The organism is Arcanobacterium urinimassiliense (assembly GCF_900119495.1).
Lineage (GTDB): Bacteria > Actinomycetota > Actinomycetes > Actinomycetales > Actinomycetaceae > Arcanobacterium_A > Arcanobacterium_A urinimassiliense.
Window position 1 is genome coordinate 1219551 of record NZ_LT632435.1, and the last position, 25284, is coordinate 1244834.

Genomic DNA, 25284 nt, shown 5'->3' on the forward strand with positions numbered 1-25284 from the left:
CGACTGTCACGCACAATTTGNCTTCTAAATAACTCCAATGTCCCTCGTTAAAAGACCGTTGCAGACTAGCGATAATGACGACCTTTTCCCACTGCGGCTTATTTTTATCATGATTGCGTAGGCGTTCTACAAAGTTTTCCGTTTTACCTATGTAGCACCAGGTGTTCTCAATTGATTCTGGATCATTACCGAGAAGAATATATACGCCGTTACTCTTCGCTTCTTCTCTACTATAAAGTTGGGAAAGCTGATTACGGCGAGCAGAGATAAGAATACCCGTCCAATCCGCTATCCCCGCAGTAGTCATACCTCCGGGGGTTCCATCGACGAGAAAAAGCTCTATCGCTTTGCCATGCGCCATTACAACCACACCCTTCGCCCATAAGCACCTAATTCTAAGAATAATAGAAAGAATAGCTCAATCCACAGTACGAAATTCCAATAGACGAGAAAACACCGCATCACTATTAGTTTTAGACAAGTGCTCCTTACATTACCGCAGGCTCCACTAGGTGCAAGGAAACTTAATTGACCTAAACTCTCGCCAAAATATTATTTGCAGAACTAACTGCGGAGGCGACTTAATCCAAACTGTATGCCAATAATTAAGAAAACGTGCGGCTATACGTCATTTAAAAAGGCGTCAGGTTATACGTCTACCCCGCTAAAAGTAAGTACTACCAGCAGCAAGTTTAGCGCAATTATCAAAAGCGAAATCATACCCATTACCCAACTCATGGCTCGGGTATCGCTAAACTTCCCCATCAATTCTGATTTTCTGGTGTAAGCAGCGAGCGGAATTACTGCCAGTGGAATACCGAAAGAAAGAGAGACTTGGGAAATAACTAAGGCCCAAGTGGGGTTGGGATAGAGCCAAAGAATAAGCAGAGCCGGAATTAGAGTCACCAGCCGGCGAAGAAATAGCGGAACCCGGATATGGAGCAGACCGGCCATAATTTCTGATCCTGCGTATGCTCCGACCGATGTAGAAGCTAAACCAGAAGCCAATAAACCGATGGCAAAGATTACCCCTATTCCACTTCCAAGGGCGCTTTCAATGGCTGCGTGGGCTCCCTTAATGGTATCTGTACCATCTATTCCAGCTAATGCCGAAGCTGCCAGCAACAACAATGCAATATTGACAGCCCCCGCTACTATTAGCGCATATGCCACATCGTGTTTTGAAGCTCGTAAAAGATTTGGAAGATCACTGGGTTTGCGCTGCGGAAAGCGGTGATTTACTAGAGATGAATGTAAATAAATTGCGTGCGGCATGACGGTGGCACCCAGCATAGAAGCAGCAATCAGCACCGTATCAGTGCCGGCAAATCGCGGAATTAATCCTCCTAGCACCCCCACCGGATCAGGCGGACTTATTACCAACCCAGAAAGGAAACCCACAGTTATTATCGTCAGCAGAGCAATCACTATGCTTTCAAACTGCTTTTGCCGGCGTTCATTCTGGAAAACCAACAACAGTAAAGAAATACAGCCGACGATGCTTCCACCCGCCAAAAGCGGTAAGCCGAAGAGAAGCTGCAGAGCAATCGCTCCCCCGACAATTTCCGCCAGGTCGGTGGCCGCCGCAATTATTTCCGCTTGCAGCCAAAAGGCGATTCGCTTTGCTTTAGGAAGCCTATCCCCCAAAATTTCTGGCAGGGATTTCCCCGTAACCAGACCTAATTTAGCGCTTTGATATTGAATAACTACTGCCATCAGGTTAGCTAGCACCAATACCCACACCAGTAGGTATCCGTAACGAGCCCCCGCAGTGATATTGGCCGCCACATTTCCCGGATCAACATAGGCAACTGCCGCCACAAATGCTGGCCCTAGTAACGGTAGCAGCCCTTTCGTAGCCGCCGTCTTCGCATCGGGAACAGGTTGAGAATCTCTAGTTTCTTTCTTATCCATCCGTCCAGCTTCATCTTTCTAGATTATGGGAAAGAGCTTCATCCAATACGGCTTAGTACTTCCCCTATTTCCTAAAATTCGGGTTACCTTCTAAAAAGTTTCGGATAGCCGAAATTTTACTCTAATTTCGGAAAATATGGAAACTAACCGGCCTATAAACCTGTAAAGTAAAATACTTTAATTTTAAGCCGGCACAGATGAAAAGCCGTCCGACTGTCACGCACAATTTGTTTTACGAAAATTTAACATTTCCCTGCCCTCAGTCTTAACGTTCCTTTTTTACTATCGGAGCCGAAAGTAAAAGTTTGATAATAAGAAAGGAACACTATGAAGTTCTCTCGTATTGGCGCTATTTTTGGCGTTGGTTTACTCTCTGTGTCTATATTGACCGGCTGTGCGGGCGATGGCGATAAGGCCACCTCCGGCGAACAAGCCTCAACCCTGAGCGGTACCATCACCGGTTCCGGATCCTCTGCACTACTGCCTCTAGCAAAAGCTGCTGCCGATGGTTTCATGCAGGAAAACCCCAATGTGACCGTGACGATGAACGGCGGCGGCTCCGGTGAAGGCCTCAAGCAGGTTGCGGCCGGTTCCGTAAACATTGGTAACTCTGACGTTTTCGCTTCTGAGAAGCTCGATGCGACCCAGGCCGCCGGCTTGGTCGACCACAAGGTTTGTACCATCACGATGGCTCCGGTGGTCAACAAGGATTTGGGTGTAAAAGACCTCACCACCGCCCAGTTGACCGATATCTTTACCGGCAAGACCACGAACTGGAAGGAAGTTGGCGGCCCGGACGAAAAGATTGTGTTGGTCACCCGTCCGTCCTCCTCTGGTACGCGCGCCTTGTTTAAGACCTGGGCACTGGGCGGTGCCGAGGAAGCCTCCAACCAGTCGCTCGAAACTGACGACTCCGGCACTCTGTTACAGACCGTGTCCCAGAACAAAGGTGCTATCGGCTACGTGGCACTGTCCTACTTGGTTGGCAAGGACAAAGTTCAGCCCGTCGCTATCGACGGGGTGGAACCGACCTTGGAAAATACCTACAACGGCAAATATAAGGTATGGGGCTATGAGCACATGTACACCAAGGGTGAGCCCGATAAAGTAACCAAAGCATTCCTCGACTACATGATGGGCGACAAGTTCGCTGGCGACCTGGAAAAGATGGGATATGGCGTGTCTTCCAAGATGTCCAAGGAAGCCACTGATACTCACCCTGACCCCGCGGCCTAAAGATAAGGCACAACTGAACTAATGGCTAGCATGGCTTCTTCGGTGCGGGAGCCTGGATCGACGGAAATTGAGATGACTGAACCGGATATGTCCACTCGTCTTGAATCCACAGATTCAGCGCTCCCGCAGGCGCGTAATTCCACGGCAAATTCATCTCCTGCCCGGCCACAGTTCGACTCGAGCAGGGCGGACAAACGTTTCCGTTTGGCAAACAAAATCGGCGGCAGTGTCGTGACGATTGCAGGTATTTTTCTCATCGTGCTCACGGTCACTATTGGCCTGTTCCTGCTGTACAAAGGTTCTTTTACCTTCACTGCATTCCAACATTCCGTCGGGGAATTCCTATTTTCCTCAGACTGGGAACCGCAGGACAGCCCGGATTTGACTCTACGCGGCAGCGTCGGCGCCCTCATCTTCATTCTGGGCTCCCTGATGACCTGCTTCCTGGGCCTAGCCATCGCTACGCCTTTCGCGGTAGGTGCTGCCGTTTTCATCACGGAAATCGCCCCGCGCGCGGGTGAGCGCCTGTTCCGCCCCGCGGTGGAACTGTTCCTCGGCATCCCTTCCGTGGTTTATGGCTGGGTCGGCTTGACTGTCCTGGTGCCTTTTATTCGTAACTATTTCCACGCCCCCTTGGGTGGTTATTCGGTCCTGGCGGCGGGCATCGTTCTGGCGGTCATGATCTTCCCAACCATCACCACCGTTTCTGCCGACGCGATTACCGCGGTTCCTCACGATTATCGGGAGGCGGCCTACGGTCTGGGCTCCACCCGCTGGCAGTCGATTTACCACATCGTCCTGCCCGCGGCCAAGAAGGGCATTTTGACCGGCATTATACTGGGTCTGGCTCGTGCCTTTGGCGAAGCGCTGGCAGTCGCAATGGTCATCGGTAAAACTCGCGCCCTGCCGGCCGATATTCTTTCTCCAACCAGTTCATTAACCACGGCTATTACCGCCGACATGGGTAACACCAGCAACGGTGGCGAACACAACTCGGCGCTGTGGACCATGGCTTTGCTGCTATTCCTCATTTCGATGTTCTTTATCTTTGTAATCCACATCATCGGCGCGGAAAGGAAGCAGAATCAATGAGTACCGCTACGAGTACCGTTTCGGGTCTTTCCACCCAAATGGAACACCGCATTCGCCGTGCCAAGAGCGTCAACAACTTGATGACCGGCGTCTTTGGCACTATCGGGGGTTTCTTCCTGATATTGATTGTGGCCTTGGCGACCTACATCGTGGTGCGTGGCCTGTTGAGTTTTGACCCCGTATTCCTCAGTTTCAGCCGTGACGGCATCATGAACCAGGTGTTCAACACCGTTTACCTGGTGTTTTTATCCCTGATTGTGTCCATCGCGCTCGGTGTTCCCGCCGGAATCTACATGGCTGAATACGCTCCCGAAAATCGCTGGACCGGTTTCATCCGCATCTCCATCGAGTCGCTATCCTCCCTACCCTCCATCGTGGTCGGTCTGTTCGGTTACTTGGTCTTTATCCTGATGATAGGGCAACAGTGGAACTTATTAGCTGGTGCTTTGGCGGTTTCGATTCTGAATTTGCCCCTGGTCACCACGTCTACCGAGTCGGCCATCCGTGCACTGCCCCAAGACCTGAAATATGGTTCGGCGGCCTTGGGCGCCACCCATTGGACCACCATCGTGCGAGTACAGCTCCCGGCAGCCCTCCCCCACCTGATGACAGGGGTGATACTGGCAGCAGAGCGTGGTTTCGGAGAAGCTGCCGCCCTGCTCTATACGGCCGGTATGTCCACCAACATCAACTGGTCCTCCACAGACATCACTTCCCCCACCAACGCATTCAACCCCATGCGTCCCGGAGAAACCCTTTCGCTACACGTATGGGCCATGCGTACCGAGGCGGTAGAACCAAATGCGGTAGACATTGCCAACTTCTCAGCCGCGGTGCTGGTGCTGATTGCCCTCCTGTTCTCGATTTTGGCTCGCACCATTACCAAGCGGGTTCACGCTAACCTCACGGGCCTGTCTAACCAGACCCCCAAGGGTGGCAAAGGCAAATGGCGTAAGGCCAACTCCGACACTCCCGTCCCCGTTACCTACACGGTGAATCTTCCCGAACCAACTATTGACGCTACGAACTTCACCGACCGCTTCCACTCTGAAGGAAAGGAATAACCACTCGTGACTGCGCAAACCAACGTCGTGGAATCTCCCACAGCGCCCAAAATTTCCACCACCGCCAAGTTTTCCGCGCGTGACCTGCACCTACATTACGGCGATTTTGAGGCTCTCAAAGGAATCAACATCGACATTCAGCCTCGCAAAATTACGGCTTTAATTGGCCCTTCCGGCTGCGGCAAGTCGACCTTCCTGAAAACCTTGAACCGAATGAACGACCTGGTCAAGGGCGTCAGCATCACCGGCCAGGTACTGCTGGAAGGCGCGGATATTTTCAAGGATATGGATGCCATAGCCCTGCGTAAACGGGTGGGCATGGTGTTCCAGCAGCCCAACCCGTTCCCCAAGTCGGTATTTGATAATATCGCCTACGGGCCGCGCATCAACGGGATTCGCAATCACCGGGAACTGAGTGACATCGTGGAGCGTTCCCTGCGTCAAGCCGCAATTTGGGACGAGTTAAAAGATCGTTTAAACAAGTCCGCCGTAGGGCTTTCCGGAGGGCAACAGCAGCGCCTGTGCATTGCCCGCGCTTTGGCCACCGAACCGGACGTCATCTTGATGGACGAACCGACCTCCGCCCTCGACCCCATCTCTACCTCTAAAATAGAGGACCTGGTCGTAGACCTGGCTCAGGAGTACACCATCGTGATCGTGACCCACAATATGCAGCAGGCTTCCCGCATCGCCGACAATACGGCATTCTTCCTGCTGGGCGAACTGGTGGAGTACAACGACACGGAAACCCTATTCAGTATACCTTCGGACCAACGCACCGAGGACTACATCACAGGTAGGTTCAGCTAACACCGTCAGGCGCAACCTGCACGCCCTCACTAAATAAAGTCAGTTCTGAGTTAAGAAAAGAAAGCAGATAAGTAATGCGATTCCGATTCGATCAACAACTCATGCAGCTCAACGAAATGCTGGTTGAGACCGGAGAGCTTTGTGAACAGGCCATCAATCAGACCATGGTGGCGCTGTCCAATTCCAGCGATGAAATCGCCCGGGAAGTCATCCGGGCGGATGCTCACATCGACCAGATGGAGCGAGACATTGAGCACCTGTGTCTGAAATTGCTGTTGCAGCAGCAGCCCGTAGCTAGGGATTTACGCCAAGTTTCCGCCGCTCTCAAAATGATTACCGATATGGAACGTATCGGCGACCAGGCAGCCGATATTGCGGAAATCGTGAAATCTACGGATATGTCCCTGGTGCGGGGATTTCCCAAGATTCCGCAGATGGCAGCGAAAACTGCCGAAATGGTCCATGACGCGGTGAAATCTTTCGTCGACCGCGACTTGGCTTTGGCTACCGCCACACAGGCGGCGGACGACGCAGTGGATCACATGTTTGATGAAATTACCACCGAGATGATTGATTTTATTGTGCATGCTGATGCTGCGGATGCGCAAAAAGCTATCGACGTCATCATGATTGCCAAATATCTGGAACGCATCGGGGATCACGCCACGAACATCGCCGAATGGGTAGATTTCGCGATTACGGGGGTACATGATGCCGTCTTTGACACAAAATCCGCCTGAATCTGGCGCTGCCTGGAATAATGGAAGCGTGATTTATTTTGTCGAGGATGACCTCAACATTCGAGATTTGGTTGTTTACACCCTCAATTCCACCGGTTTTACCGCGCGGGGTTTCGCTAATTACCAGGAATTTCGCGAAGCGATGGCGAAGCTGCTTCCGGAGATGATTCTGCTGGATATTATGCTGCCTGGCGTTGATGGTATCCAGATTTTGCGCCGGATTCGGGCTAACCCTGCAACTGAGAACATTCCAGTCATTATGGTTACTGCCAAAGGCGCTGAGTTCGACAAGGTCAAGTCCTTGGACTTGGGTGCGGATGACTACATCACCAAACCATTTGGCATGATGGAGCTGGTGTCGCGGGTCCGGGCGGTACTGCGCCGCGTGGCTCGCTCGACCGACCTCATTGATGAGGACGAAGAAATTCTCACCATCGGCACTATTGAACTAAACCTTCCCCGCCACACTCTCACTGTGGCAGGTAAAAAAGTGCAACTAACCCTAAAGGAATACGAATTGCTAGAGGAACTCATGAGCCAACCGGGGATTTTATTCTCCCGCGACCGGCTGCTGGATTCCATCTGGGGATACAGTTTCCACGGCGAGACACGCACGGTCGATGTACATATTCGTACGCTGCGCAAGAAGCTCGGTCCGGCCGCGAAACACATTGAAACCGTGCGCGGCGTCGGCTACAAAATTTCCGAATGAGGCGCTGTTAGCGTAATCGCCATCGAATCAAGGGAGATGACATGCGACGCAAGATTCTGGGGGCTATCTCAGGTATTTCTGCCATAGCTTTGCTCTTTGCTTATGTCGGTTCCATGCTGTTCTTTTACGAGACAAACCGCGCCAACATTTTGAACGCCCTGACCAAGGAGGGCAACTTGTTGGCGCTAAGCTTGGAACACCATACCGACGATATGCAAGCTCAGATACTTGACGAATTCCATCAGCAAACACCAGATGTCCGTCTGACTTTGGTAGCCAATGACGGCGAGGTGCTCTATGATTCCGAAGTTGCCCCCACGCGAATGTCTAACCACGCGAACCGGCCCGAGATCATCTCGGCCCAGAAACGCCAGGCTTCCGGGTTAGGCTCCGATATCGAGGTGCGTGATTCTGACACTCTCGGTGAGGATATGTGCTATTACGCGCGAGCTATCCCATCGGGCAAAACTATCCGCGTAGCGCGTCCCGTCCGCACGTTTTATGCCACGGCTCTATCCGGGCTGCCGATTTTGGGTGTCATCGCCTTGGGTGTGTTCGGACTGTCTTTCCTGATTGCTCGGCGTCAAGCCCGCCTTATTGTCGCGCCACTGGAACAAATCGACCTTGATCACCCGCTCTCCGGCACCCCTTATGACCGCGACCGGCTACCCGAGATTGAGCGGCACACCGAGATTTTCGGAAACTCCAGCGGCTTCGGCAGTGGAGAGCTCTTCAATTCGGGAGCCTACCTCGACCCGCCAACAAATGAAGAGCCGGGCCAACCTGAACCTGCGGAGCCTCCCCTGCCCCACGATATGCTCAAAGCCTACGGCAAGAATCACGAAACGGTCCCGATTTACCCCGAGTTCTTGCCACTGCTGCAGCGTCTGGAACATCAGAATCGAGATAAGGAAGCGGCCGCACGTTCCCGCCGCGAGTTTTCCGCTAACGTATCTCACGAGTTGAAAACCCCGCTGACCTCCATCTCTGGATATGCCGAAATTATTCGCAACGGTTTAGTGAAAGACGAAGACATTCCAGGCTTTGCCGAGCGCATTCACCAGGAGTCCTCCCGGCTGCTGGACCTGATTGGCGACATTATGGAGTTGTCTCGACTGGACGAGGGTGGTCTGCTTTCAGAAGCCGAAGAGGTCGATTTGTTCGATTTGTGCCGCACGGTGGTGGAGCGGCTGCAGCCCCGCGCCACGTCTTTCGATGTGAAGATGACACTATCCGGCTCACATACGGCACTCACCGGGGTGGAGATACTCCTGAGTGAGATGGTATACAACCTGGTAGACAACGCGATTAAGTACAATCGCGAGGGCGGCGAGGTAAGCGTTTGGGCGGGGATGCATCTAGGCAGACCTCAGCTGATTGTGACCGACACAGGCATCGGGATTCCTTACGAGGATCAGGAGCGCGTATTTGAGCGCTTTTATCGGGTGGATAAGTCGCATTCGCGCCAGACCGGAGGTACGGGTTTAGGGCTGTCTATCGTCAAGCATGCCGCTATCCTGCATGCAGCGGAAATCGCGGTTAACTCGACCCCGGGCAAAGGCACGCGCATCGAAGTCACCTTCCCCGAAACAGACTAAATCAGGCTTCGATTAGCGGTAAAAACAATACACCCGAATTTGCTGTCACAGCCTGGTTTATACATACCGTTTAGACACCTTCGGGACATTAGCGCAGTTGGTAGCGCACTTCCATAGCATGAAAAAGGCCAGGGGTTCGAATCCCTATGCTCATAGCTGGGGCGCCCACTTTGCAGCAAAGTGAGCGCCTTAATAGTTATCTAGCTGCCGAAGATGATACAAAGTGAGGGACTTCGTAACAGTGGGCGGAGTGGCTTTTTCGCTTGATAACAAGCCAAACTAATCTTTGAAGAGCGCCCGCTGTAGCTGTGAGAACGACGGCTTTTCGAATGACACACGGAGGCGCCCAATACGCCTACGGAAATTTTGGCACACTCACCCTCACTGAAACACTCTGCCGCAAAATTGTTGGGTCTGCCCGCAAAGGTTGCGCCACATCAAAAGAAGACGCGCAATAAAGCTACGAAGACATCAGTGAACCAACATCAACTAATAGAGTCAGGAGCGCATTTGTTGATGATTGTAGTCCTCTATAGCTCTTGCGGATTGAGATAGTACATTTCTACTATCACCCAACTGGTCTAGGGCGAATCCAAACAACGCTGCGATTTCACTTCCTGAGTTCGAAGAGTTTACTTCTTCTTCAACTTGAAGAAAAATCTGATCAATTTTTTCGCTAACACTCTCCATCATGACGATAGTTGCTCGCACCCTTTTGACAAAGACTAACAGAACGTCAGAAATGTCTGCTATGAAAATCGCCGGAAAAGAGCTGATTTTATCAAACGCACGAGAGCCGAAATTTGTTGCCTGAATCGACAGCCCATATGTCATTTTCTGCCATGGTGTTTTAAATACAGTGGAGGATATTCGGCGGGGATTTCTCTGCCCTATCTCAATGGCTTGAAGAATGCCAGGCGCAGCACCGTTAGCGAAGAAGCTCGCGCCGTAGTCCTCGCAAGCTTGTACCATCCCGATCGCGTTCTTAGCCATCGCAATAGGGCTATAGCCCACCAACCCATCGAACCCAAGACCTGGAATATGCAACACATCGGCTGGTGTGAGCCGGATGCGTTCCCACTTGCCCACATGGCTCGTCTGAGGACGTCTGGTACTAGTAATAGAGGCGTCCGTTTTTGTCTCTGCCAACGTTCATCCGGTTGGGCATCAAGGGATATAGTCCAATCACCTCGTCACGGCCATTGCGCAGCACTTGGGCGTAGGCGTTTCCCCACAACAACAAATGCGTCATGAGGGTTTCGCGGAACACGAAGCTAGTCATTTCAGAGTTCAGTTCGTCATGCAACAGTCTATACAGATGATGGTCGGTGGCTTTCATCTTCGACCCGTCTTTCTCTGTGCGGTAGACATGCAACGGCAGGCACGCGACAGCCTCAGCCAAAATCCGCACACAGCTATAGACCGCTGTCATCTGCATCGCAGAGCGTTCAGTTACCTCCCACTCAGAGGTAGTGGGGCCGAACAAGAAACTGTAGATACTTGAAAGCTGATAATCCTCAGCTTTACGTTCGGTATCACCGCGAAGCTAATCTAGAAAACTCATAAATGGGCACTCCTATGTAAGAATAAGGGGGTGGAGAATTTGACGGAGCAGGGGTTCATTCAAGCCTGGGAATCAGGCCGCCTTGTTTATCCCGCCACCCCCATGGCACACGGTCAGCGGTGGTTCCTTCGTACTGCTGAGAATTCCGAGAACCATTCCAAGATCCTGTTTGTTGGAATCAATCCTTCTACCGCAACCACATTCGCGGCAGCATCTAAGGTTCAAGGCGGAGACCCGACGACCGCGGCGATCTTGAAACGTTTCCCAGTTGATGACCGCCAGCGCCCCATCGATGCCCGGTGGATGAGCATTATCAACCTCATCCCGCTAGTTGGTCAGGGCCGCCAGTTACCCGACTGGAATCTTTCGTCGGGGAAGAATGAGATCCTCTCCTCCTTGAAAATCACCATCACCGTAATGAAATTGATCGTGCCTGAGGCAGACCATATCATTCTCATGTGGGGCAATCCGAAGGATAGCAACTTCCCTTGGAAACGCGACATCATTCCTATCGTCCAAGAGCTGATTAGGACGTTCAAGAAGCCAAACGCGGCGACTAAAGCCGTTTATTCGAAGAACGCTCCTTATTATCCAACTCACCCCGCATATGGCAGGTGGAACGGTCACGAATTCTGTGACGCGCTACACCTTCTAGAGCACGAGTAGTCTCCAGGAGTGCACACGCTTGAATCTTTGAGTCGGCGATCAAAATAGAGCCGTTTCGATGAGGTCTTTACCGCGCAGTGTTTCCATCCACCTGGTAGGTATCGATTCTGCCCCGTACCTGGCACCTGCTAATGCGCCAGCAACTGCAGCAGTCGTATCCGCGTCAGCTCCAAGATTCACTGCCGCGAGTACGCATTCTTCATAGCTCGTTGTGTTTGCGAAACACCATAAGGACGCTTCTAAGGTATGTACTACGTATCCTGTTGACTCGATCTGTTCGCGGGGCTTACCTAACCACTCGCTGAGATCTGGTTCCTCCCCACACACAACAATCCGTAAGATTTTCACGAAATCGACGCACGCTTGCATCGAAATTTCATGTGCATGCGTAATGGCCGAAACGTTGCGGATCTGTTCGTTGGTAGCTTGTGTATAAGCCAGTGGCGCGATTCGCATCAGCGAACCGTTGCCATTATCTCGCTCGCTAGATTGCCCTGCTCGATTCACCAGGGCACGCAGAGTTGTTTGACCTATACCGAATGCTGCCCTGTCTGGTGTGTAGAAACCTAGATATGCCCATTGTTCAAATCTCTGCCTCAGATCTGTAACATTTATACGGCCTGTTGCCCGGATCGAATCGCATGTGGCTAGCGTCATTGCTGTATCGTCCGAGAAGGTGCCAGCAGGCCGATCATGGGAACCATGCCCAATCATGTCCGTGCAAAGGAAGGAGTCTCGCTTCAAGAACTCGTAGGGAACACCCAGTGCATCGCCTACCGCCAGCCCGAAAATACAATCCCGCAAACTACTCATGGACTTCTCCCACAGCTTACGCCGACCACTCTCACGCGGAGGAAACCACAACTTCGATAATTTAATGGCATTATGCAAGCCCTGCCACTCGCGGATCTCCGCTTTGGACGGTGACCGCTGGCGTAGCGGAAGGTCTACCAAGCGCGATGTTTATGAGTTTTAGGCGATGGAGTCGATGGCTCGTTTCGCGGTGACGAGGTCAGCGCCGGTGCGTTCCCGAAACTTCTTGATCGCTACCACGGGTTGGCCGTTCGCTACTAGCTCGCGTTCCTCAGCCGTCACGCCATAGGCGTCAACCTGTGCTGGCACGCCAGCGGCAGCGAGCTGTGAACGGAGCTGCTCGATAGCGGCTGCTTGACGTTGGACTTCACTGCGAAGTTTATCGATTTCTGCTGCTTGATTGAACCATTTACCCATGAGACACCTTTCACCACGATTAATTATTGATGGTTTCTATTCTCTCAGTTTTGGTAGGGGCGGTCGAATCTCTACGGGATGAGGTACTGGACAGCGGGCGGGGCCAACCGTGCACAAAGTCACCGATTCAAACAGGGTATTGACCCAATTTATCGCTGAACGCTGTGCGAGAAGGGGCTTGTCGCTGGTCATCATGATCAAATTGTGCGGTTGACGACGCGGTATGCGTCTTGACCAATTTGGAACTTCTTGTCCACACGGTGACTAAGTTCTTCAGCGATGACGGCCACTGGGGTCACGGTTGCAAGGAGTTGACGGTTCTTATCCTCAACTAGGTAATAGCGCTCATTGAGCTTCTCAATACCATCCTTAATATTGAAAATACGGAAAATGTCGATGAAGAAGTAGCTCAACGCAGAAATGATCCACTCGATTGCTGACTCAGTTTTTGTGTTCTTGTGCTTGTGCCATAGTGGCCTGATGGTCGCATTCGGGAATACATGCCGAACTGCTGCGTCATACTTTGCCTGTTTGGATCTGGTAGATGCATGCCCGGCAGTCACATTTTCCAGATCAATCGGTACTCGCATCTTCGCACCTGTAGTAGGGCCAGGCTCTTCGTCAAGTAGGTAGTCAACGCTAACATCGAACAACACTGACATGGCTTTGAGGTTATCGATATCTGGATAGCCTTTGCCGGATTCCCATTTCGTGACTGCTTGCCTTGAGACATGAATTCTCTCAGCGAGTTCTGCTTGCGAGAAGCCGAGGTTAGTGCGGCATTCTTTAATTCGTTCAGCAAGTGCCATGATCATACTTTCTCTTCGATCGGTTTAATACTATTAAGCGTCTACCGCGTCGGAGGCAAACGCAAGCAATCACATGGCTACGCGAGATTTCCTACCAGCTACCGGCGGTTGCCACCTGCGTGAACAGGATAAATACCGAAACATTGTGAGGACTCGATGGTTAAAAATGGAACAAACCTAGACGGAAAACACTCGACCACGAGGGCTACTATCGTTTCCCCATGGGTAAATCAAACACTGCCATCAACCACGGCGAGCTGGATAAATATATTGTGGAAGATTCCCACCCGCCGTCTGACTCACTCGACTTATAAATACTGGTGGTGCGAAACCGCCACGAAAGGCAAGGGCAACCCCTGCCATGCTAGAACGAGCAGGTAACTTTAACCCCGCCACCTTCCACACACTCTGCGAACGCATCGAAATAACGCCAACCGGCGAAGTAATCGTCATATTTAAAGACGGCACCACAATCCCCGCGCATTAGCGCTACTTGCTACTATCTTTCCGTTTCTTCTCGTTCTCGCTTAGCTTACCCAACACAACGAAACACAAAATACCCATCGCCCAAATCGGAGCCGTCAGCCCTACGAGCTTCCAGTAATTATTGCTGACGATAAAAGCAACAAGATCAACACCAGCTGCCATCACAACAAGAGCAATACCCAACCAAACCAGCACCATACCAATGGGATCGTTGTTCTTCTTCGCCATAAACCCATTGTCCCATAAAAACCGGGCAAACCAACACTCACAAGCCAGAGGCAAAATGAACCACCTAAGCAAAACAAAACCTGCTGGCGCGTCAACGTATCAACACCAGCAGGCAGTTAGTGTAAAGGATACCCAGCAGAATACGGAAGTATCACAACTAAGTTTACTGATAATGTTGCTTCCTCGATTCGGGATTTGAAGAACGATATCGGGTTATCGTCATCATCTTCCACGATTGATCTGGAACTGATGATGGCACTGCTATCCATGAAGCAGTTCAAACTATTGTCTGCATATGGTGGAAAGATTGCTATTCGAACGGCGCAGCAAGCAGTAAATCGCCAATACAAGGCATACACGGGTATCGTTCCAACTGATGGTTTGTATGGGCGTGAAATGAACACTGCCCTAATCCAAGTGTTGCAAGCTATCGAGGGTTTCAGCCCGGCGGAAGCGACTGGTAACTTTGGTAACGGCACCCGCTCACGCCTACAAACGATTAGTGGTGGCTCGAGCCAGTGGGTGTGGCTAGCATCAATGGCTTTAGTATGTAACGGGTATTCTGTAACCCCCACATCAACATAGAACTCTACGATCGCTTCAACAATCCGTACATTCCAGAATGATTTAGCATTACCTGCCAGCGGTATGGTTGACCCCACCACGTGGATGAGTCTACTCACATCTAAAGGAGACCCGAACCGCGCCTGCGTAGCGTGTGACACAAGGTTCGAGATCACAGACGAACTAGCCAAGCATTTGAAAGCAGACGGCTACCAGATTGTGGGACGCTACCTGAGAGAGCCAGGTCAAGAGAACACTGCTGAGGCTGACTATTTTAAGGCCTTACGCACTGGAGAGTTAGAGCGAATTGTTCGTCACGGATTAAAATATTTCCCAATATTCCAAGAGTACTCGACTAAACTGAGACATTTTAGTGCAGAAAATGGTGCTCGCCATGCTCATGAAGCACAAGCAGCCGCACAACGACTCGGTGTACCAGCAACAGTAATCTATTTTGCGGTTGATTATGACGCCACTGATCCAGAAGTGACAAGCAACATTCTCCCGTACTTCCGCGCAGTTAACGCGAACCTTGGCGGCGGGTATCGTGTAGGTATTTATGCTTCGCGTAATATTTATGCTCGTGTTGCTGAAGCAGGGTATTCGGTTGCGTCTTTCGTCTCCGACATGTCCACCGGTTTTTCAGGAAACCTCGGATTTTCTATTCCCAAGAATTGGGTGTTCGACCAATTCCACGAAATCAGCGGATACAAAGGTAAATGGGACTTGGACAGAGTCGCTTACTCAGGACGCATACCAGCGGTAAGCACCGTGTCAGTGAAAGAATCTAGCGATGACTCTAGCAGCGAGATCACGGAACCTTTTGCTAAATGGATCGCATCTGTTGAAAAACAGTACGCTTCCGATTACGCTTCTCTTGTTTTTAAGACTCCTTCGGCGGGTGAAGCGGGTCACTACGCTTTAGGATGGTTGAGAAAACCAAAATATTGGTCAGATGGATACTGGTCAGGAGCAATGTGGCAACTTTATACCCCCATCACTAACTAGCTTTTGATGACGACTAGCTATCGCCGCATACGAATTGACCGTTGCCTGGCTTCTGGCTTTACTGGTTTCCCAGCTAGCAACCACGATGGATCCCTTGAGGAGGAAAAACTCGCCATCAATCAGCTGCATCAAGGTGTCTACCCCATCTTTTTGTCTATGTAGATGAAAAATAGGTGAAGAAGCTATCTGAGCGGTAGCTGGTTGCACAGTATTTTCTGGGGATCGCAAAACGTTGACTCCCAGGATTGGCAAAATCAGCTTCATATTATCTAAGAAAGACTCAGCGGATGCTTGTTGTGCTTCAGAAAGCTTCCTAATACGAGGGATTTGCTTATTATCAGGCATAGAACAACGCTCAGCATTCTTAGCGATATCAACCAAACGGGCTTCTAAATAACTCCAATGTCCCTCGTTAAAAGACCGTTGCAGACTAGCGATAATGACGACCTTTTCCCACTGCGGCTTATTTTTATCATGATTGCGTAGGCGTTCTACAAAGTTTTCCGTTTTACCTATGTAGCACCAGGTGTTCTCAATTGATTCTGGATCATTACCGAGAAGAATATATACGCCGTTACTCTTCGCTTCTTCTCTACTATAAAGTTGGGAAAGCTGATTACGGCGAGCAGAGATAAGAATACCCGTCCAATCCGCTATCCCCGCAGTAGTCATACCTCCGGGGGTTCCATCGACGAGAAAAAGCTCTATCGCTTTGCCATGCGCCATTACAACCACACCCTTCGCCCATAAGCACCTAATTCTAAGAATAATAGAAAGAATAGCTCAATCCACAGTACGAAATTCCAATAGACGAGAAAACACCGCATCACTATTAGTTTTAGACAAGTGCTCCTTACATTACCGCAGGCTCCACTAGGTGCAAGGAAACTTAATTGACCTAAACTCTCGCCAAAATATTATTTGCAGAACTAACTGCGGAGGCGACTTAATCCAAACTGTATGCCAATAATTAAGAAAACGTGCGGCTATACGTCATTTAAAAAGGCGTCAGGTTATACGTCTACCCCGCTAAAAGTAAGTACTACCAGCAGCAAGTTTAGCGCAATTATCAAAAGCGAAATCATACCCATTACCCAACTCATGGCTCGGGTATCGCTAAACTTCCCCATCAATTCTGATTTTCTGGTGTAAGCAGCGAGCGGAATTACTGCCAGTGGAATACCGAAAGAAAGAGAGACTTGGGAAATAACTAAGGCCCAAGTGGGGTTGGGATAGAGCCAAAGAATAAGCAGAGCCGGAATTAGAGTCACCAGCCGGCGAAGAAATAGCGGAACCCGGATATGGAGCAGACCGGCCATAATTTCTGATCCTGCGTATGCTCCGACCGATGTAGAAGCTAAACCAGAAGCCAATAAACCGATGGCAAAGATTACCCCTATTCCACTTCCAAGGGCGCTTTCAATGGCTGCGTGGGCTCCCTTAATGGTATCTGTACCATCTATTCCAGCTAATGCCGAAGCTGCCAGCAACAACAATGCAATATTGACAGCCCCCGCTACTATTAGCGCATATGCCACATCGTGTTTTGAAGCTCGTAAAAGATTTGGAAGATCACTGGGTTTGCGCTGCGGAAAGCGGTGATTTACTAGAGATGAATGTAAATAAATTGCGTGCGGCATGACGGTGGCACCCAGCATAGAAGCAGCAATCAGCACCGTATCAGTGCCGGCAAATCGCGGAATTAATCCTCCTAGCACCCCCACCGGATCAGGCGGACTTATTACCAACCCAGAAAGGAAACCCACAGTTATTATCGTCAGCAGAGCAATCACTATGCTTTCAAACTGCTTTTGCCGGCGTTCATTCTGGAAAACCAACAACAGTAAAGAAATACAGCCGACGATGCTTCCACCCGCCAAAAGCGGTAAGCCGAAGAGAAGCTGCAGAGCAATCGCTCCCCCGACAATTTCCGCCAGGTCGGTGGCCGCCGCAATTATTTCCGCTTGCAGCCAAAAGGCGATTCGCTTTGCTTTAGGAAGCCTATCCCCCAAAATTTCTGGCAGGGATTTCCCCGTAACCAGACCTAATTTAGCGCTTTGATATTGAATAACTACTGCCATCAGGTTAGCTAGCACCAATACCCACACCAGTAGGTATCCGTAACGAGCCCCCGCAGTGATATTGGCCGCCACATTTCCCGGATCAACATAGGCAACTGCCGCCACAAATGCTGGCCCTAGTAACGGTAGCAGCCCTTTCGTAGCCGCCGTCTTCGCATCGGGAACAGGTTGAGAATCTCTAGTTTCTTTCTTATCCATCCGTCCAGCTTCATCTTTCTAGATTATGGGAAAGAGCTTCATCCAATACGGCTTAGTACTTCCCCTATTTCCTAAAATTCGGGTTACCTTCTAAAAAGTTTCGGATAGCCGAAATTTTACTCTAATTTCGGAAAATATGGAAACTAACCGGCCTATAAACCTGTAAAGTAAAATACTTTAATTTTAAGCCGGCACAGATGAAAAGCCGTCCGACTGTCACGCACAATTTGTTTTACGAAAATTTAACATTTCCCTGCCCTCAGTCTTAACGTTCCTTTTTTACTATCGGAGCCGANATTCTAAATAACTCCAATGTCCCTCGTTAAAAGACCGTTGCAAATTAGCAATAATAACTTTTGGATATTAACCCGACCTTTTCCCACTGTGGTTTTTTGTCATGATCGCGCAGGCGCTCTACAAAGTTTTCCGTTTTACCTATGTAGCACCAGGTGTTCTCAATTGATTCTGGATCATTACCGAGAAGAATATACGCACCATTACAAGCGATTGAGCTGAATGACCCCGTGTTTGCATGAGTTTTGAGAGGTTTGAGTTTGTTTGAATATCGTAGCGACTAGACATCATAGTTCTGCTGAAGTGAACACCGCTTTAGCAGGGATTTTTATGGTTTTGCTTCTAATCATAAAGAGATTATTTGCGGAACTCGGGATGGTAAAAACTCAGCAAAATTGCCGCAGCTATCAGGACTGTGCAACATGTCATTGGTAGCCACGGAGAGAGTCCGTAAAGTGCGGTGGAGGCTATCGGTGCCACTACATAGGCTGCACCATTGTTAGCATTAATCAACCCGGCCAGCCCACCTTGCTCTTCGGGCTTCATTTGCAAAGTAGGCGCCGTGTTGTAGCCAGGCATCGCCAGGCCTAGACCAAAGCCTGTCAAGATGCTGGCCACGATGAACAGTCCAAGATTTAGTGGATAAACCAAGAGTAGTAACCCGAGAAGAACGATTATTAATCCTCTTCTAAAGAGTTTTTTAGCACCCCAGTTTAACCTTGGAGCCACCAAGGCCTGCGCCAGTATCATCACCACACCCATTATTGACATACACAAAGCGGTGAGCCCTGCTGTTGCGCCGGCCGCTAGCTTCAAAACATCCTGCAGTAAAAAGCCGAAAAGTGTAGCCACGGTAGAAAAAGCGGTAAACATTAAGAAACCGCAAGCCAGGAACACGAATACTCTTGAATCAAAATAGGAAACTTTTGCCGGTTGAGCGACTTTTTCTTCACCACCTGTGGGTTTGAATGTTAGCAGCAAAACGGCAACACCTAAAAGCATGACCAGAGGCATCACCAGCAAGGGCATCATGAAACCTCCTATAGCTGCAAGGCTGCCGCCCAATAAGGCTCCAAGAATAGACGAGAATCCTTGTGCAGCGCCCAAGACTCCCAGACCTTTTACCCGTTGCGTCTCACTGTAGGTATGAGTCACAACGTAGGTTTGCGCGGCTGGGGAAACTGATGCGATGGCACCGCCGTACAGCACGCCCCTAGTTATGACTACTCCTATGATCAACACTATGCCGGTGAGCAGACCCTTAAATCCTAGCCACACCACCATAGCGAATCCGCTTAGAGCCAGGATTCCGGCAAGCATGCCAATAAGCAAGATACGCCGAGATCCCCATCGCAATGAGACCCGTCCCCACCTGGTGGAGGTAAGAGAAAACATTACGGCTGCTAACGAAATGGTGGCGCCAATGTGCCATTCCTTCAACCCAATTTCGCGCGATAGCGGAGCCAGAATTGGATTAAGAATCATCTGCCCCATATATGCCAGCAACACCGTCAAAAACAAGGGAAACAGTCCCGTTATTTTTGATTCGACTTTCTCGTTTCGTTCATTAGTGGCGCACATTAAAACATCCTTTCCAAAGTGAGCAGCCAATCAAGCTAAAACAATACTAGAACAATGTTCTAGTATTGTCGAGGTTGAGGGTATACTGTTTTCGTGGGAAATAAAGACAAGCGGGTAAACACGGGTAGACGCGCCTGGCTGACGCAGGAAAAGATCATGTACACCGCAATGGAACTGACCCGAGAGTGCGGTCTAGAAAATTGGTCGATTCGTGACCTTGCGCAGCGTCTGGGAGTTGTTCCCTCTGTCATCTACCACCATTACCAAAACCGTGACGCCATTACCGCTTCTGTAATCGGCGAAATCGCTAGCACCATCGAGCTACCGGACGAGCAGCTGGAATGGAAAGATTGGTTCATCTCCCTAGCAGAAAATGTCAGGCCCGTCTTTCTTGAATTCCCCGGAGTCACCGACAAACTGATGTATGGACATATGGACGCCGCGTTTATACCAATCTTGGAGGTGGCTTACGAAAAACTACGGGACGCTGGTTTTAGCAAGTACATTCACATCGCATACACAATTATCATCAACACGATGCTGTGGAGCATTACTGCTCGCAACTTGCGCAGTCCAACCAAGCAGGAACAGCGCCACGACCTAGGCCAAATGATTACCCAACTTCAGCCCCTAGCTGCCTGCTCCACAACGCTGGCTGACATCATCCAAGGCTACTTAATTCCGCTAGCCAACCCGAAAAACGAAGACCGCATGAGTCAGGAATACTTTGAAATCATCATAGAAGTCGTACTCGCCGGTTTAGAGATAGCAATCTTGCCTCGCGAAAACGCCTAACAAACCCGTGAACAAGAGAAATCATCAATACGCATAAAATATTGCCCAAAATCGCAAGGCATCCAGCTAAGAACAGAGCCTTTCAGCCTCTCCCTCTATTTCCTGTGATTTCCCAATAAATACAAGAAGATCCACCATGTTCGGAGCTTCCCAAACAACAGGTACGACTACGTCAAATACGGCACCACCAATGAACTAGCTATCGCCCTTCACAGTACATAGGCTTCTCCCAGGAATCCGCAGCCTATATTGAATACTGAGCCCACCCTATTGCGTATGGACGAAGAGGAAACCTCCATCTCGACTTCTGGTTTACCTCTTCGACGAACATCAACGTGAAGAAAGAAGCCGACGAAATCTTCCACTATTGTCTTCCTCTCGCTTATAAAGCTGGGAAAGTTGAGCGCGGCGTGCAGAGATGAGAATGCCCGTCCAATCCGCTATCCCCGCAGTAGCCATACCACCTGGGGTTCCATCGACCAGAAAAAGCTCTACCGCTTTACCACGCGCCATCACATCCACGCCCCTCGTTCGCACGCACCTAGCCTCAAGAATAACCGAGATAAACAGATCACCCCTCAATATGAGGATCCAAAAGAAAGGAAACATCATGGCAACTATTGGTTTAGACAAGCTCTACTACGCGAGTATTAGCGAAGATCCCACCAGCGGTGAGGAAACCTATGCCGTTCCTAAACCGCTCGCTAAAGCAATATCTGCAGAATTGTCTATGGAGGTGGCAGAGGCGATTTTGTATGCCGATGACGGGGCATCCGAGATTGTCAAGGAATTCAAATCTGGAACGCTCACTCTTGGCGTGGATAATCTAGGATCCGAGGCTGCAGCTGCCTTAACTGGTGCGAGACTGGACGCGAACGGGGTACTTATCAGCACTTCTGAGGATGGCGGTACACCAGTGGCTATCGGTTTTAGAGCTGCACGCTCTAACGGGAAGTACCAGTATTTTTGGCTTTACCGCGTCAAATTTGCTCTGCCGGGAACCACGCTGGCAACCAAAGCTGATTCAATCACGTTCTCTACCCCGAGTATTGAGGGAACGATCCTGCGCCGTAACAAACCAGACGCTACCGGCAAGCACCCGTGGAAAGCCGAAGTCACCGAAGGAGCAGTCGGCGTCAAGCCAGAAACCATTACTGGCTGGTACTCCCAGGTGTATGAGCCTGCCGCTACAAGCAGCCCTAAACCGACAAACAACTAGAACAGCAGGTAAGCCATGACAGAGAAAACCCAAACCAGCCCGGCCGATAGCCCCAATTTAAAAAGCACGACAATCACTATCGCAGGTCAAGAATACGAACTCGTCCTCACTACCCGCGCTACCCGCCTTATAACTCAACGCTACGGAGGGCTAGAACATTTAGGTCAAGCCCTGGAAACTAGCGAAGATATGGATAAGTCACTCGGTGAGGTAATCTGGCTTATCGCCCTGCTCGCTAACCAGTCCGTACAAATACACAACCTCACCCATCCAGACGATAAGCGCCCAGAGCTGACCGAAGAAGCAGTAGAACTCCTAACTCCTAACTGTGCCTGCAGATTTAGCTGACTATCGAGAGACTATCGCCCAGGCACTCCAACGCGGCACCCGGCGAGCAATCATGACCGAGACCCCCAACCCAAAAGGGCAAACCAAGAAAAAGGACACCTAATAGACAGTGACGAGGCAATCTTTACCCGCCTGACCTATATCGGGCTCGCCCACCTGGGACTGACCCGCAGGCAAATCGACCTGACCATATTCGGCGAACTATTGGACCTGGTGGATTGTTGGCGCATCGAAACCGGCAGAGCCCAGCCGAAACGCATCTGGTTTATTGATGATGTGCTACCTGATGGGGTCTAGGCGTCGTCTGGGGTGAAGATGTCTTCTATCTTGCAGTTGAAGGTTTTCGCGATAGTAAAGGCTAAGGGCAGGGAGGGGTCGAAGCGCCCTTTTTCGATGGAGATCACGGTTTGGCGGCTGACTCCGAGTAGTTCGGCGAGTTTTTCTTGTGACCAGCCGGCCTGTTTGCGGAGCGTGACGAGATTGTTTTTCACGACTTACCTGTGTTTCGCCCACAAATAGGAAATCCCGTAGACAAGGAATTCGAACACGACGATTCCTGCCAACACGAATGAGACGTTACCTGATGTTACTGCTGCGCCGATGCCTGCTGCTGCGATGGTGATTAGGAAAGTGTTCGTGGCTGCGAGCGAGTGCCAGTGATGCTCCACGGCTTGTTCTGGATGGGCGGTCACCCCCGGCAGACTTGAGCGGTCAACGATTAGCATCCACACCAAGGCGATGAGAGGACCGGCCAAACAGGCTGCGAGTATCGCCACCGCCGCCCACCGGTACGGGCCAGTCGGGTTGGCCGCCACCCGAAACACGGCGGCACCAATCGCCAGTAACGCCCCTACGGGCACCGCCGGGAAGATCGCTGGAATCTTCGTTTTGCGCACATACCCCCACGCTGGTCGTTTGGTAGTTACCTCTTCCATGATGGGCTCCATACATTCTCCTGATCTGCTCTAACACCCACCACCCTAATGTCAAAGACACTTTACGTCAAGTGTGTTTGACATTATTTATGAAAGGATCCCTCCCATGGCTGATTCGCCTTTTGGTTTGAAGATTGGCCTGGAGGGTGAGCGGGAGTTTAAGCGCGCGATCACGGATATTAATCGTGAGATGCGGGTTTTGGGATCTGAGATGAAGTTGGTGGCTTCTCAGTTCGATAAGAACGATAAGTCTGCCGCAGCGTTGACTTCTCGTAACCAGGTTTTGGGCAAAGAGATTGAGGCGCAAAAATCCAAGATTCAGACCCTGAAGAGCGCTCTTGATAACTCTGCTACCAGTTTTGGGGAAAATGATTCTCGTACGAAGAATTGGCAGATTCAGCTCAATAACGCTCAGGCGACTTTGAATGGTCTTGAGGGTGAGCTTAAAGAGAATAATTCTGCTCTTTCCAAGTTTGCCGATGAAGTACGAGAAGTCAGCGTTAGGCTGCCCCATGATGCGAAGCACATGAGGGCGGCTCATACCGTACAGGTCGCATACCTCGTCGATGGTCAAAAATGTCTTCTGGGACAGGGCGAGCAGAAGTCCTGCATATTCTGGATAGGTGAGTTCGCCCTTCTTTGTTTTCTTCAATTTCTCTTGCATAATCAAAACCTCCTTGAATTTGAAAACAAAAAAGCGGTGAACCTGAAGGACTTGATGTCCTAAAGATTCACCGCTTGTTGCTATGCACAATTCACAAGGTTTGGAGGTTTTACCTCAGACCGCCAGTGACCCGCTTAGACGCTGTATGCCTTGCATGATGGCTCGTCTTGATCAACATGCGTTACAGTGACACCTTCCAGTTCTGTCGGATACAGGCTCAAATCAGAAGGGCTTTTGTAATAAGTTGGCGAAGCCAGGGAATAGGCGGATTGGTACTTGTTTTGATTATAGAGGCGTATGGCGAAAACAACGCCAGCTAAAAGGACAATGATGATTAAACAAACGATTAGCAGTTTTTTGAATCTTGGAAAAGCGGAGTGTCTCATTTTGCCTCCCTTATTTTTTATCCTTGTTCCCATACACCATCGTCAGCACAATGGCTAACACGCCGCACAGAACACCGGCAACTGGCCAGATGATCCAGCTACGTCCCCAGTCCATCGTAATAAAACTGTATCCGAGGAAAATGGCTGTCGTCACCAGCCAGTAGACGCCCATGATTGGGCCCATCTTACGATCGATGGCTTTTTCCTTTGGACTGAAGTCGCCTTCCTGAAGAAGCCGTTTGTAGGCACCGTAAGGGATGCCGACGCTCACAAAGAGATAGACGGCGATGGCAGCGATTCCGAAGCCAAAGGCCGTAAAATACGATTCCGGCAAGTTGATCAAATTCCCAGACAGATCAGAGGCAATGAAGCAGATGAGCGTCAAAATACAAAGGCAGACCCCAATAACAATATGGGCCATCCATCTGGGTTGCAGGGCGTTCTGTCTTTCACGCACCATGCCAGAGACGCCATAAGCCATCTCAAAGGGTTCTTTTTCTATCCACTTCCAGGCATTCAAGGGTAAGCCGTTTACAAGAAACAAAGCCACCGCACCGAGAACAATGAGGAAGGCAAGGATCACCCCAATCGGCTCTGCAACGGCTGCGTTTACAAAATCGTCAGCCAACAAAATAGGGATGATGGCCATAACGCAGAGCATCACGCCGAAGGCGATGGGGCGGGTGCCTTTTTCTTTGAGCGCAAGATAGGCATTAGCTTCTTCCATGCTTAAGACGCGCAAGGGGTGTTCTGCGTCCTCCGTGTCATAGACAGGGGCTGAAGAGAGTTCAATTTCATCTTTGATGAGTGTATCCGTGCTGACACCAAATAGCGTACTCATCTTCAGGATGCGCTCCAGATCAGGAATGCTCTGCACGCTTTCCCATTTTGATACGGCTTGCCTGCTAACCCCCAGCTTTGCAGCCAGTTCTTCCTGTGACCAGTTATTTTTCTTTCGTAGCTCGATGATCTTATCGGCGAGTATCATGTGCGTTCCTCCTTCGTGGTGGCGACTTTTTCTGTCCGGACAATCAAATTCTGACAGTTATTGCGGTTGCATAC

Annotated in this window: 26 protein-coding genes and 3 pseudogenes; 15 read left to right on the forward strand and 14 right to left on the reverse strand. The window is 50.3% G+C overall.

Features of this window, described 5'->3' with window-relative positions; translation table 11 throughout:
* Positions 1-648: 648 nt before the first annotated feature.
* On the reverse strand, positions 649-1914 hold the full coding sequence (locus BQ7117_RS05525; RefSeq protein ID WP_073996565.1) for an Nramp family divalent metal transporter: 1266 nt from the start codon (positions 1912-1914) through the stop codon (positions 649-651).
* A 327-nt stretch (positions 1915-2241) separates the two neighbouring features.
* Between BQ7117_RS05525 and BQ7117_RS05530 the strand changes: the two genes are divergently transcribed.
* From BQ7117_RS05530 to BQ7117_RS05560, 7 genes are all read left to right on the forward strand, one after another.
* The gene (locus BQ7117_RS05530; protein ID WP_073996567.1) at positions 2242-3150 is read left to right on the forward strand and encodes a phosphate ABC transporter substrate-binding protein; all 909 of its coding nucleotides are present in this window, start codon (positions 2242-2244) and stop codon (positions 3148-3150) included.
* A gap of 72 nt (positions 3151-3222) precedes the next feature.
* Positions 3223-4242, forward strand: coding sequence for a phosphate ABC transporter permease subunit PstC (gene pstC, locus BQ7117_RS05535; RefSeq protein ID WP_237563061.1), 1020 nt, complete (start codon positions 3223-3225; stop codon positions 4240-4242).
* Positions 4239-5306: a phosphate ABC transporter permease PstA gene (gene pstA / locus BQ7117_RS05540; protein ID WP_073996569.1), complete on the forward strand. Its 1068-nt coding sequence runs from the start codon at positions 4239-4241 to the stop codon at positions 5304-5306. Before pstC ends, pstA begins: the two co-directional genes overlap by 4 nt.
* 6 nt (positions 5307-5312) lie before the next feature.
* Positions 5313-6116 (forward strand): phosphate ABC transporter ATP-binding protein PstB, encoded by an 804-nt coding sequence (gene pstB, locus BQ7117_RS05545; RefSeq protein ID WP_073996570.1) that lies wholly within the window; start codon positions 5313-5315, stop codon positions 6114-6116.
* Positions 6117-6232: 116 nt separating this feature from the next.
* Complete coding sequence (phoU, locus tag BQ7117_RS05550) at positions 6233-6856, forward strand: phosphate signaling complex protein PhoU (RefSeq protein ID WP_237563090.1); 624 nt, start codon at positions 6233-6235, stop codon at positions 6854-6856.
* Positions 6857-6884: 28 nt separating this feature from the next.
* Positions 6885-7568 carry a winged helix-turn-helix domain-containing protein gene (locus tag BQ7117_RS05555; protein WP_073996572.1) on the forward strand — a complete coding sequence of 228 codons (684 nt, stop codon included), beginning with the start codon at positions 6885-6887 and terminating at the stop codon, positions 7566-7568.
* A 41-nt stretch (positions 7569-7609) separates the two neighbouring features.
* Complete coding sequence (locus BQ7117_RS05560; protein ID WP_073996573.1) at positions 7610-9166, forward strand: sensor histidine kinase; 1557 nt, start codon at positions 7610-7612, stop codon at positions 9164-9166.
* Positions 9167-9664: 498 nt separating this feature from the next.
* Here the strand turns inward: BQ7117_RS05560 and BQ7117_RS08015 are convergent, their stop codons facing one another.
* Positions 9665-10255: a phage portal protein gene (locus tag BQ7117_RS08015; protein WP_272914093.1), complete on the reverse strand. Its 591-nt coding sequence runs from the start codon at positions 10253-10255 to the stop codon at positions 9665-9667.
* Positions 10256-10280: 25 nt separating this feature from the next.
* Positions 10281-10604, reverse strand: coding sequence for a phage portal protein (locus BQ7117_RS08020; protein ID WP_272914094.1), 324 nt, complete (start codon positions 10602-10604; stop codon positions 10281-10283).
* 156 nt (positions 10605-10760) lie between these two features.
* Between BQ7117_RS08020 and BQ7117_RS05575 the strand changes: the two genes are divergently transcribed.
* Positions 10761-11396, forward strand: a complete 636-nt coding sequence (locus tag BQ7117_RS05575) for a DUF1643 domain-containing protein (RefSeq protein WP_073996574.1) — start codon at positions 10761-10763, stop codon at positions 11394-11396.
* Between the two features lie 39 nt (positions 11397-11435).
* Here the strand turns inward: BQ7117_RS05575 and BQ7117_RS05580 are convergent, their stop codons facing one another.
* A complete protein-coding gene (locus BQ7117_RS05580; RefSeq protein WP_073996575.1) occupies positions 11436-12209 on the reverse strand; it encodes an ADP-ribosylglycohydrolase family protein in 774 nt (257 codons plus the stop codon).
* Positions 12210-12234: 25 nt separating this feature from the next.
* On the opposite strand from BQ7117_RS05580, the pseudogene BQ7117_RS05585 reads away from it, so the two are divergent.
* Positions 12235-12372: pseudogene (locus BQ7117_RS05585) on the forward strand (HNH endonuclease); the annotation flags it as partial.
* Here BQ7117_RS05585 and BQ7117_RS05590 read toward each other — a convergent pair.
* Together BQ7117_RS05590 and BQ7117_RS05595 are read right to left on the reverse strand one after the other, a co-directional pair.
* The gene (locus tag BQ7117_RS05590) at positions 12369-12626 is read right to left on the reverse strand and encodes a hypothetical protein (RefSeq protein WP_004013078.1); all 258 of its coding nucleotides are present in this window, start codon (positions 12624-12626) and stop codon (positions 12369-12371) included. The pseudogene BQ7117_RS05585 and the gene BQ7117_RS05590 sit on opposite strands and share 4 nt — an antisense overlap.
* A 197-nt stretch (positions 12627-12823) precedes the next feature.
* On the reverse strand, positions 12824-13435 hold the full coding sequence (locus BQ7117_RS05595) for a helix-turn-helix domain-containing protein (RefSeq protein ID WP_084790064.1): 612 nt from the start codon (positions 13433-13435) through the stop codon (positions 12824-12826).
* A gap of 361 nt (positions 13436-13796) precedes the next feature.
* Here BQ7117_RS05595 and BQ7117_RS07920 point away from each other — a divergent pair, with 361 nt between their 5' ends.
* Positions 13797-13922, forward strand: coding sequence for a hypothetical protein (locus tag BQ7117_RS07920; RefSeq protein WP_272914095.1), 126 nt, complete (start codon positions 13797-13799; stop codon positions 13920-13922).
* Between the two features lie 2 nt (positions 13923-13924).
* On the opposite strand, the gene BQ7117_RS05600 is transcribed toward BQ7117_RS07920, so the two are convergent.
* Complete coding sequence (locus tag BQ7117_RS05600) at positions 13925-14149, reverse strand: hypothetical protein (protein WP_084789939.1); 225 nt, start codon at positions 14147-14149, stop codon at positions 13925-13927.
* Positions 14150-14269: 120 nt separating this feature from the next.
* Between BQ7117_RS05600 and BQ7117_RS08025 the strand changes: the two are divergent.
* A pseudogene (locus tag BQ7117_RS08025) lies at positions 14270-15487 on the forward strand (glycoside hydrolase domain-containing protein); the annotation flags it as partial.
* A 192-nt stretch (positions 15488-15679) separates the two neighbouring features.
* Here the strand turns inward: BQ7117_RS08025 and BQ7117_RS05610 are convergent.
* The 3 genes from BQ7117_RS05610 to BQ7117_RS05620 all read right to left on the reverse strand — a co-directional run bounded on the left by BQ7117_RS05610 (position 15680) and on the right by BQ7117_RS05620 (position 19875).
* Entirely contained in the window at positions 15680-16447 is a 768-nt protein-coding gene (locus tag BQ7117_RS05610) for a GIY-YIG nuclease family protein (protein WP_143273980.1), read from the reverse strand.
* 287 nt (positions 16448-16734) lie between these two features.
* Entirely contained in the window at positions 16735-18000 is a 1266-nt protein-coding gene (locus tag BQ7117_RS05615) for an Nramp family divalent metal transporter (RefSeq protein ID WP_073996565.1), read from the reverse strand.
* Positions 18001-18651: 651 nt separating this feature from the next.
* Positions 18652-19875 (reverse strand): MFS transporter, encoded by a 1224-nt coding sequence (locus tag BQ7117_RS05620; protein ID WP_073996580.1) that lies wholly within the window; start codon positions 19873-19875, stop codon positions 18652-18654.
* 93 nt (positions 19876-19968) lie between these two features.
* Here BQ7117_RS05620 and BQ7117_RS05625 point away from each other — a divergent pair, with 93 nt between their 5' ends.
* Positions 19969-20670: a TetR/AcrR family transcriptional regulator gene (locus tag BQ7117_RS05625; RefSeq protein WP_073996581.1), complete on the forward strand. Its 702-nt coding sequence runs from the start codon at positions 19969-19971 to the stop codon at positions 20668-20670.
* A 330-nt stretch (positions 20671-21000) separates the two neighbouring features.
* Here BQ7117_RS05625 and BQ7117_RS05630 read toward each other — a convergent pair whose 3' ends face one another.
* A complete protein-coding gene (locus tag BQ7117_RS05630) occupies positions 21001-21207 on the reverse strand; it encodes a hypothetical protein (protein WP_143273981.1) in 207 nt (68 codons plus the stop codon).
* Positions 21208-21280: 73 nt separating this feature from the next.
* Between BQ7117_RS05630 and BQ7117_RS05635 the strand changes: the two genes are divergently transcribed.
* The gene (locus BQ7117_RS05635) at positions 21281-21889 is read left to right on the forward strand and encodes a major tail protein (protein ID WP_073996583.1); all 609 of its coding nucleotides are present in this window, start codon (positions 21281-21283) and stop codon (positions 21887-21889) included.
* A 15-nt stretch (positions 21890-21904) separates the two neighbouring features.
* Positions 21905-22237 carry a hypothetical protein gene (locus BQ7117_RS05640; RefSeq protein ID WP_474070708.1) on the forward strand — a complete coding sequence of 111 codons (333 nt, stop codon included), beginning with the start codon at positions 21905-21907 and terminating at the stop codon, positions 22235-22237.
* A 293-nt stretch (positions 22238-22530) separates the two neighbouring features.
* On the opposite strand, the gene BQ7117_RS05645 is transcribed toward BQ7117_RS05640, so the two are convergent.
* Together BQ7117_RS05645 and BQ7117_RS05650 are read right to left on the reverse strand one after the other, a co-directional pair.
* Positions 22531-22728, reverse strand: coding sequence for a helix-turn-helix transcriptional regulator (locus tag BQ7117_RS05645; protein ID WP_004014542.1), 198 nt, complete (start codon positions 22726-22728; stop codon positions 22531-22533).
* A gap of 3 nt (positions 22729-22731) precedes the next feature.
* Positions 22732-23184, reverse strand: a complete 453-nt coding sequence (locus BQ7117_RS05650) for a hypothetical protein (RefSeq protein WP_073996584.1) — start codon at positions 23182-23184, stop codon at positions 22732-22734.
* 94 nt (positions 23185-23278) lie between these two features.
* Here BQ7117_RS05650 and BQ7117_RS05655 point away from each other — a divergent pair.
* Positions 23279-23656: pseudogene (locus BQ7117_RS05655) on the forward strand (phage tail protein); the annotation flags it as partial.
* 576 nt (positions 23657-24232) lie between these two features.
* Here the strand turns inward: BQ7117_RS05655 and BQ7117_RS05660 are convergent.
* Entirely contained in the window at positions 24233-25210 is a 978-nt protein-coding gene (locus BQ7117_RS05660) for a helix-turn-helix domain-containing protein (RefSeq protein ID WP_073996585.1), read from the reverse strand.
* Positions 25211-25284: the final 74 nt, after the last annotated feature.

Coding starts and splice junctions, on each gene's coding strand:
- BQ7117_RS08020 (WP_272914094.1), bottom strand. CDS start 10,604: ATGCAGATGACAGCGGTCTATAGCTGTGTGCGGATTTTGGCTGAGGCT.
- pstC (WP_237563061.1), top strand. CDS start 3,223: ATGACTGAACCGGATATGTCCACTCGTCTTGAATCCACAGATTCAGCG.
- BQ7117_RS05590 (WP_004013078.1), bottom strand. CDS start 12,626: ATGGGTAAATGGTTCAATCAAGCAGCAGAAATCGATAAACTTCGCAGT.
- BQ7117_RS05600 (WP_084789939.1), bottom strand. CDS start 14,149: ATGGCGAAGAAGAACAACGATCCCATTGGTATGGTGCTGGTTTGGTTG.
- BQ7117_RS05560 (WP_073996573.1), top strand. CDS start 7,610: ATGCGACGCAAGATTCTGGGGGCTATCTCAGGTATTTCTGCCATAGCT.
- BQ7117_RS05635 (WP_073996583.1), top strand. CDS start 21,281: ATGGCAACTATTGGTTTAGACAAGCTCTACTACGCGAGTATTAGCGAA.
- BQ7117_RS05530 (WP_073996567.1), top strand. CDS start 2,242: ATGAAGTTCTCTCGTATTGGCGCTATTTTTGGCGTTGGTTTACTCTCT.
- BQ7117_RS05615 (WP_073996565.1), bottom strand. CDS start 18,000: ATGGATAAGAAAGAAACTAGAGATTCTCAACCTGTTCCCGATGCGAAG.
- BQ7117_RS05580 (WP_073996575.1), bottom strand. CDS start 12,209: ATGAGTAGTTTGCGGGATTGTATTTTCGGGCTGGCGGTAGGCGATGCA.
- BQ7117_RS05660 (WP_073996585.1), bottom strand. CDS start 25,210: ATGATACTCGCCGATAAGATCATCGAGCTACGAAAGAAAAATAACTGG.
- BQ7117_RS05620 (WP_073996580.1), bottom strand. CDS start 19,875: ATGTGCGCCACTAATGAACGAAACGAGAAAGTCGAATCAAAAATAACG.
- BQ7117_RS05640 (WP_474070708.1), top strand. CDS start 21,905: ATGACAGAGAAAACCCAAACCAGCCCGGCCGATAGCCCCAATTTAAAA.
- BQ7117_RS07920 (WP_272914095.1), top strand. CDS start 13,797: ATGCTAGAACGAGCAGGTAACTTTAACCCCGCCACCTTCCACACACTC.
- BQ7117_RS05650 (WP_073996584.1), bottom strand. CDS start 23,184: ATGGAGCCCATCATGGAAGAGGTAACTACCAAACGACCAGCGTGGGGG.
- BQ7117_RS05595 (WP_084790064.1), bottom strand. CDS start 13,435: ATGGCACTTGCTGAACGAATTAAAGAATGCCGCACTAACCTCGGCTTC.
- pstA (WP_073996569.1), top strand. CDS start 4,239: ATGAGTACCGCTACGAGTACCGTTTCGGGTCTTTCCACCCAAATGGAA.
- phoU (WP_237563090.1), top strand. CDS start 6,233: ATGCTGGTTGAGACCGGAGAGCTTTGTGAACAGGCCATCAATCAGACC.
- BQ7117_RS05610 (WP_143273980.1), bottom strand. CDS start 16,447: ATGGCGCATGGCAAAGCGATAGAGCTTTTTCTCGTCGATGGAACCCCC.
- BQ7117_RS05525 (WP_073996565.1), bottom strand. CDS start 1,914: ATGGATAAGAAAGAAACTAGAGATTCTCAACCTGTTCCCGATGCGAAG.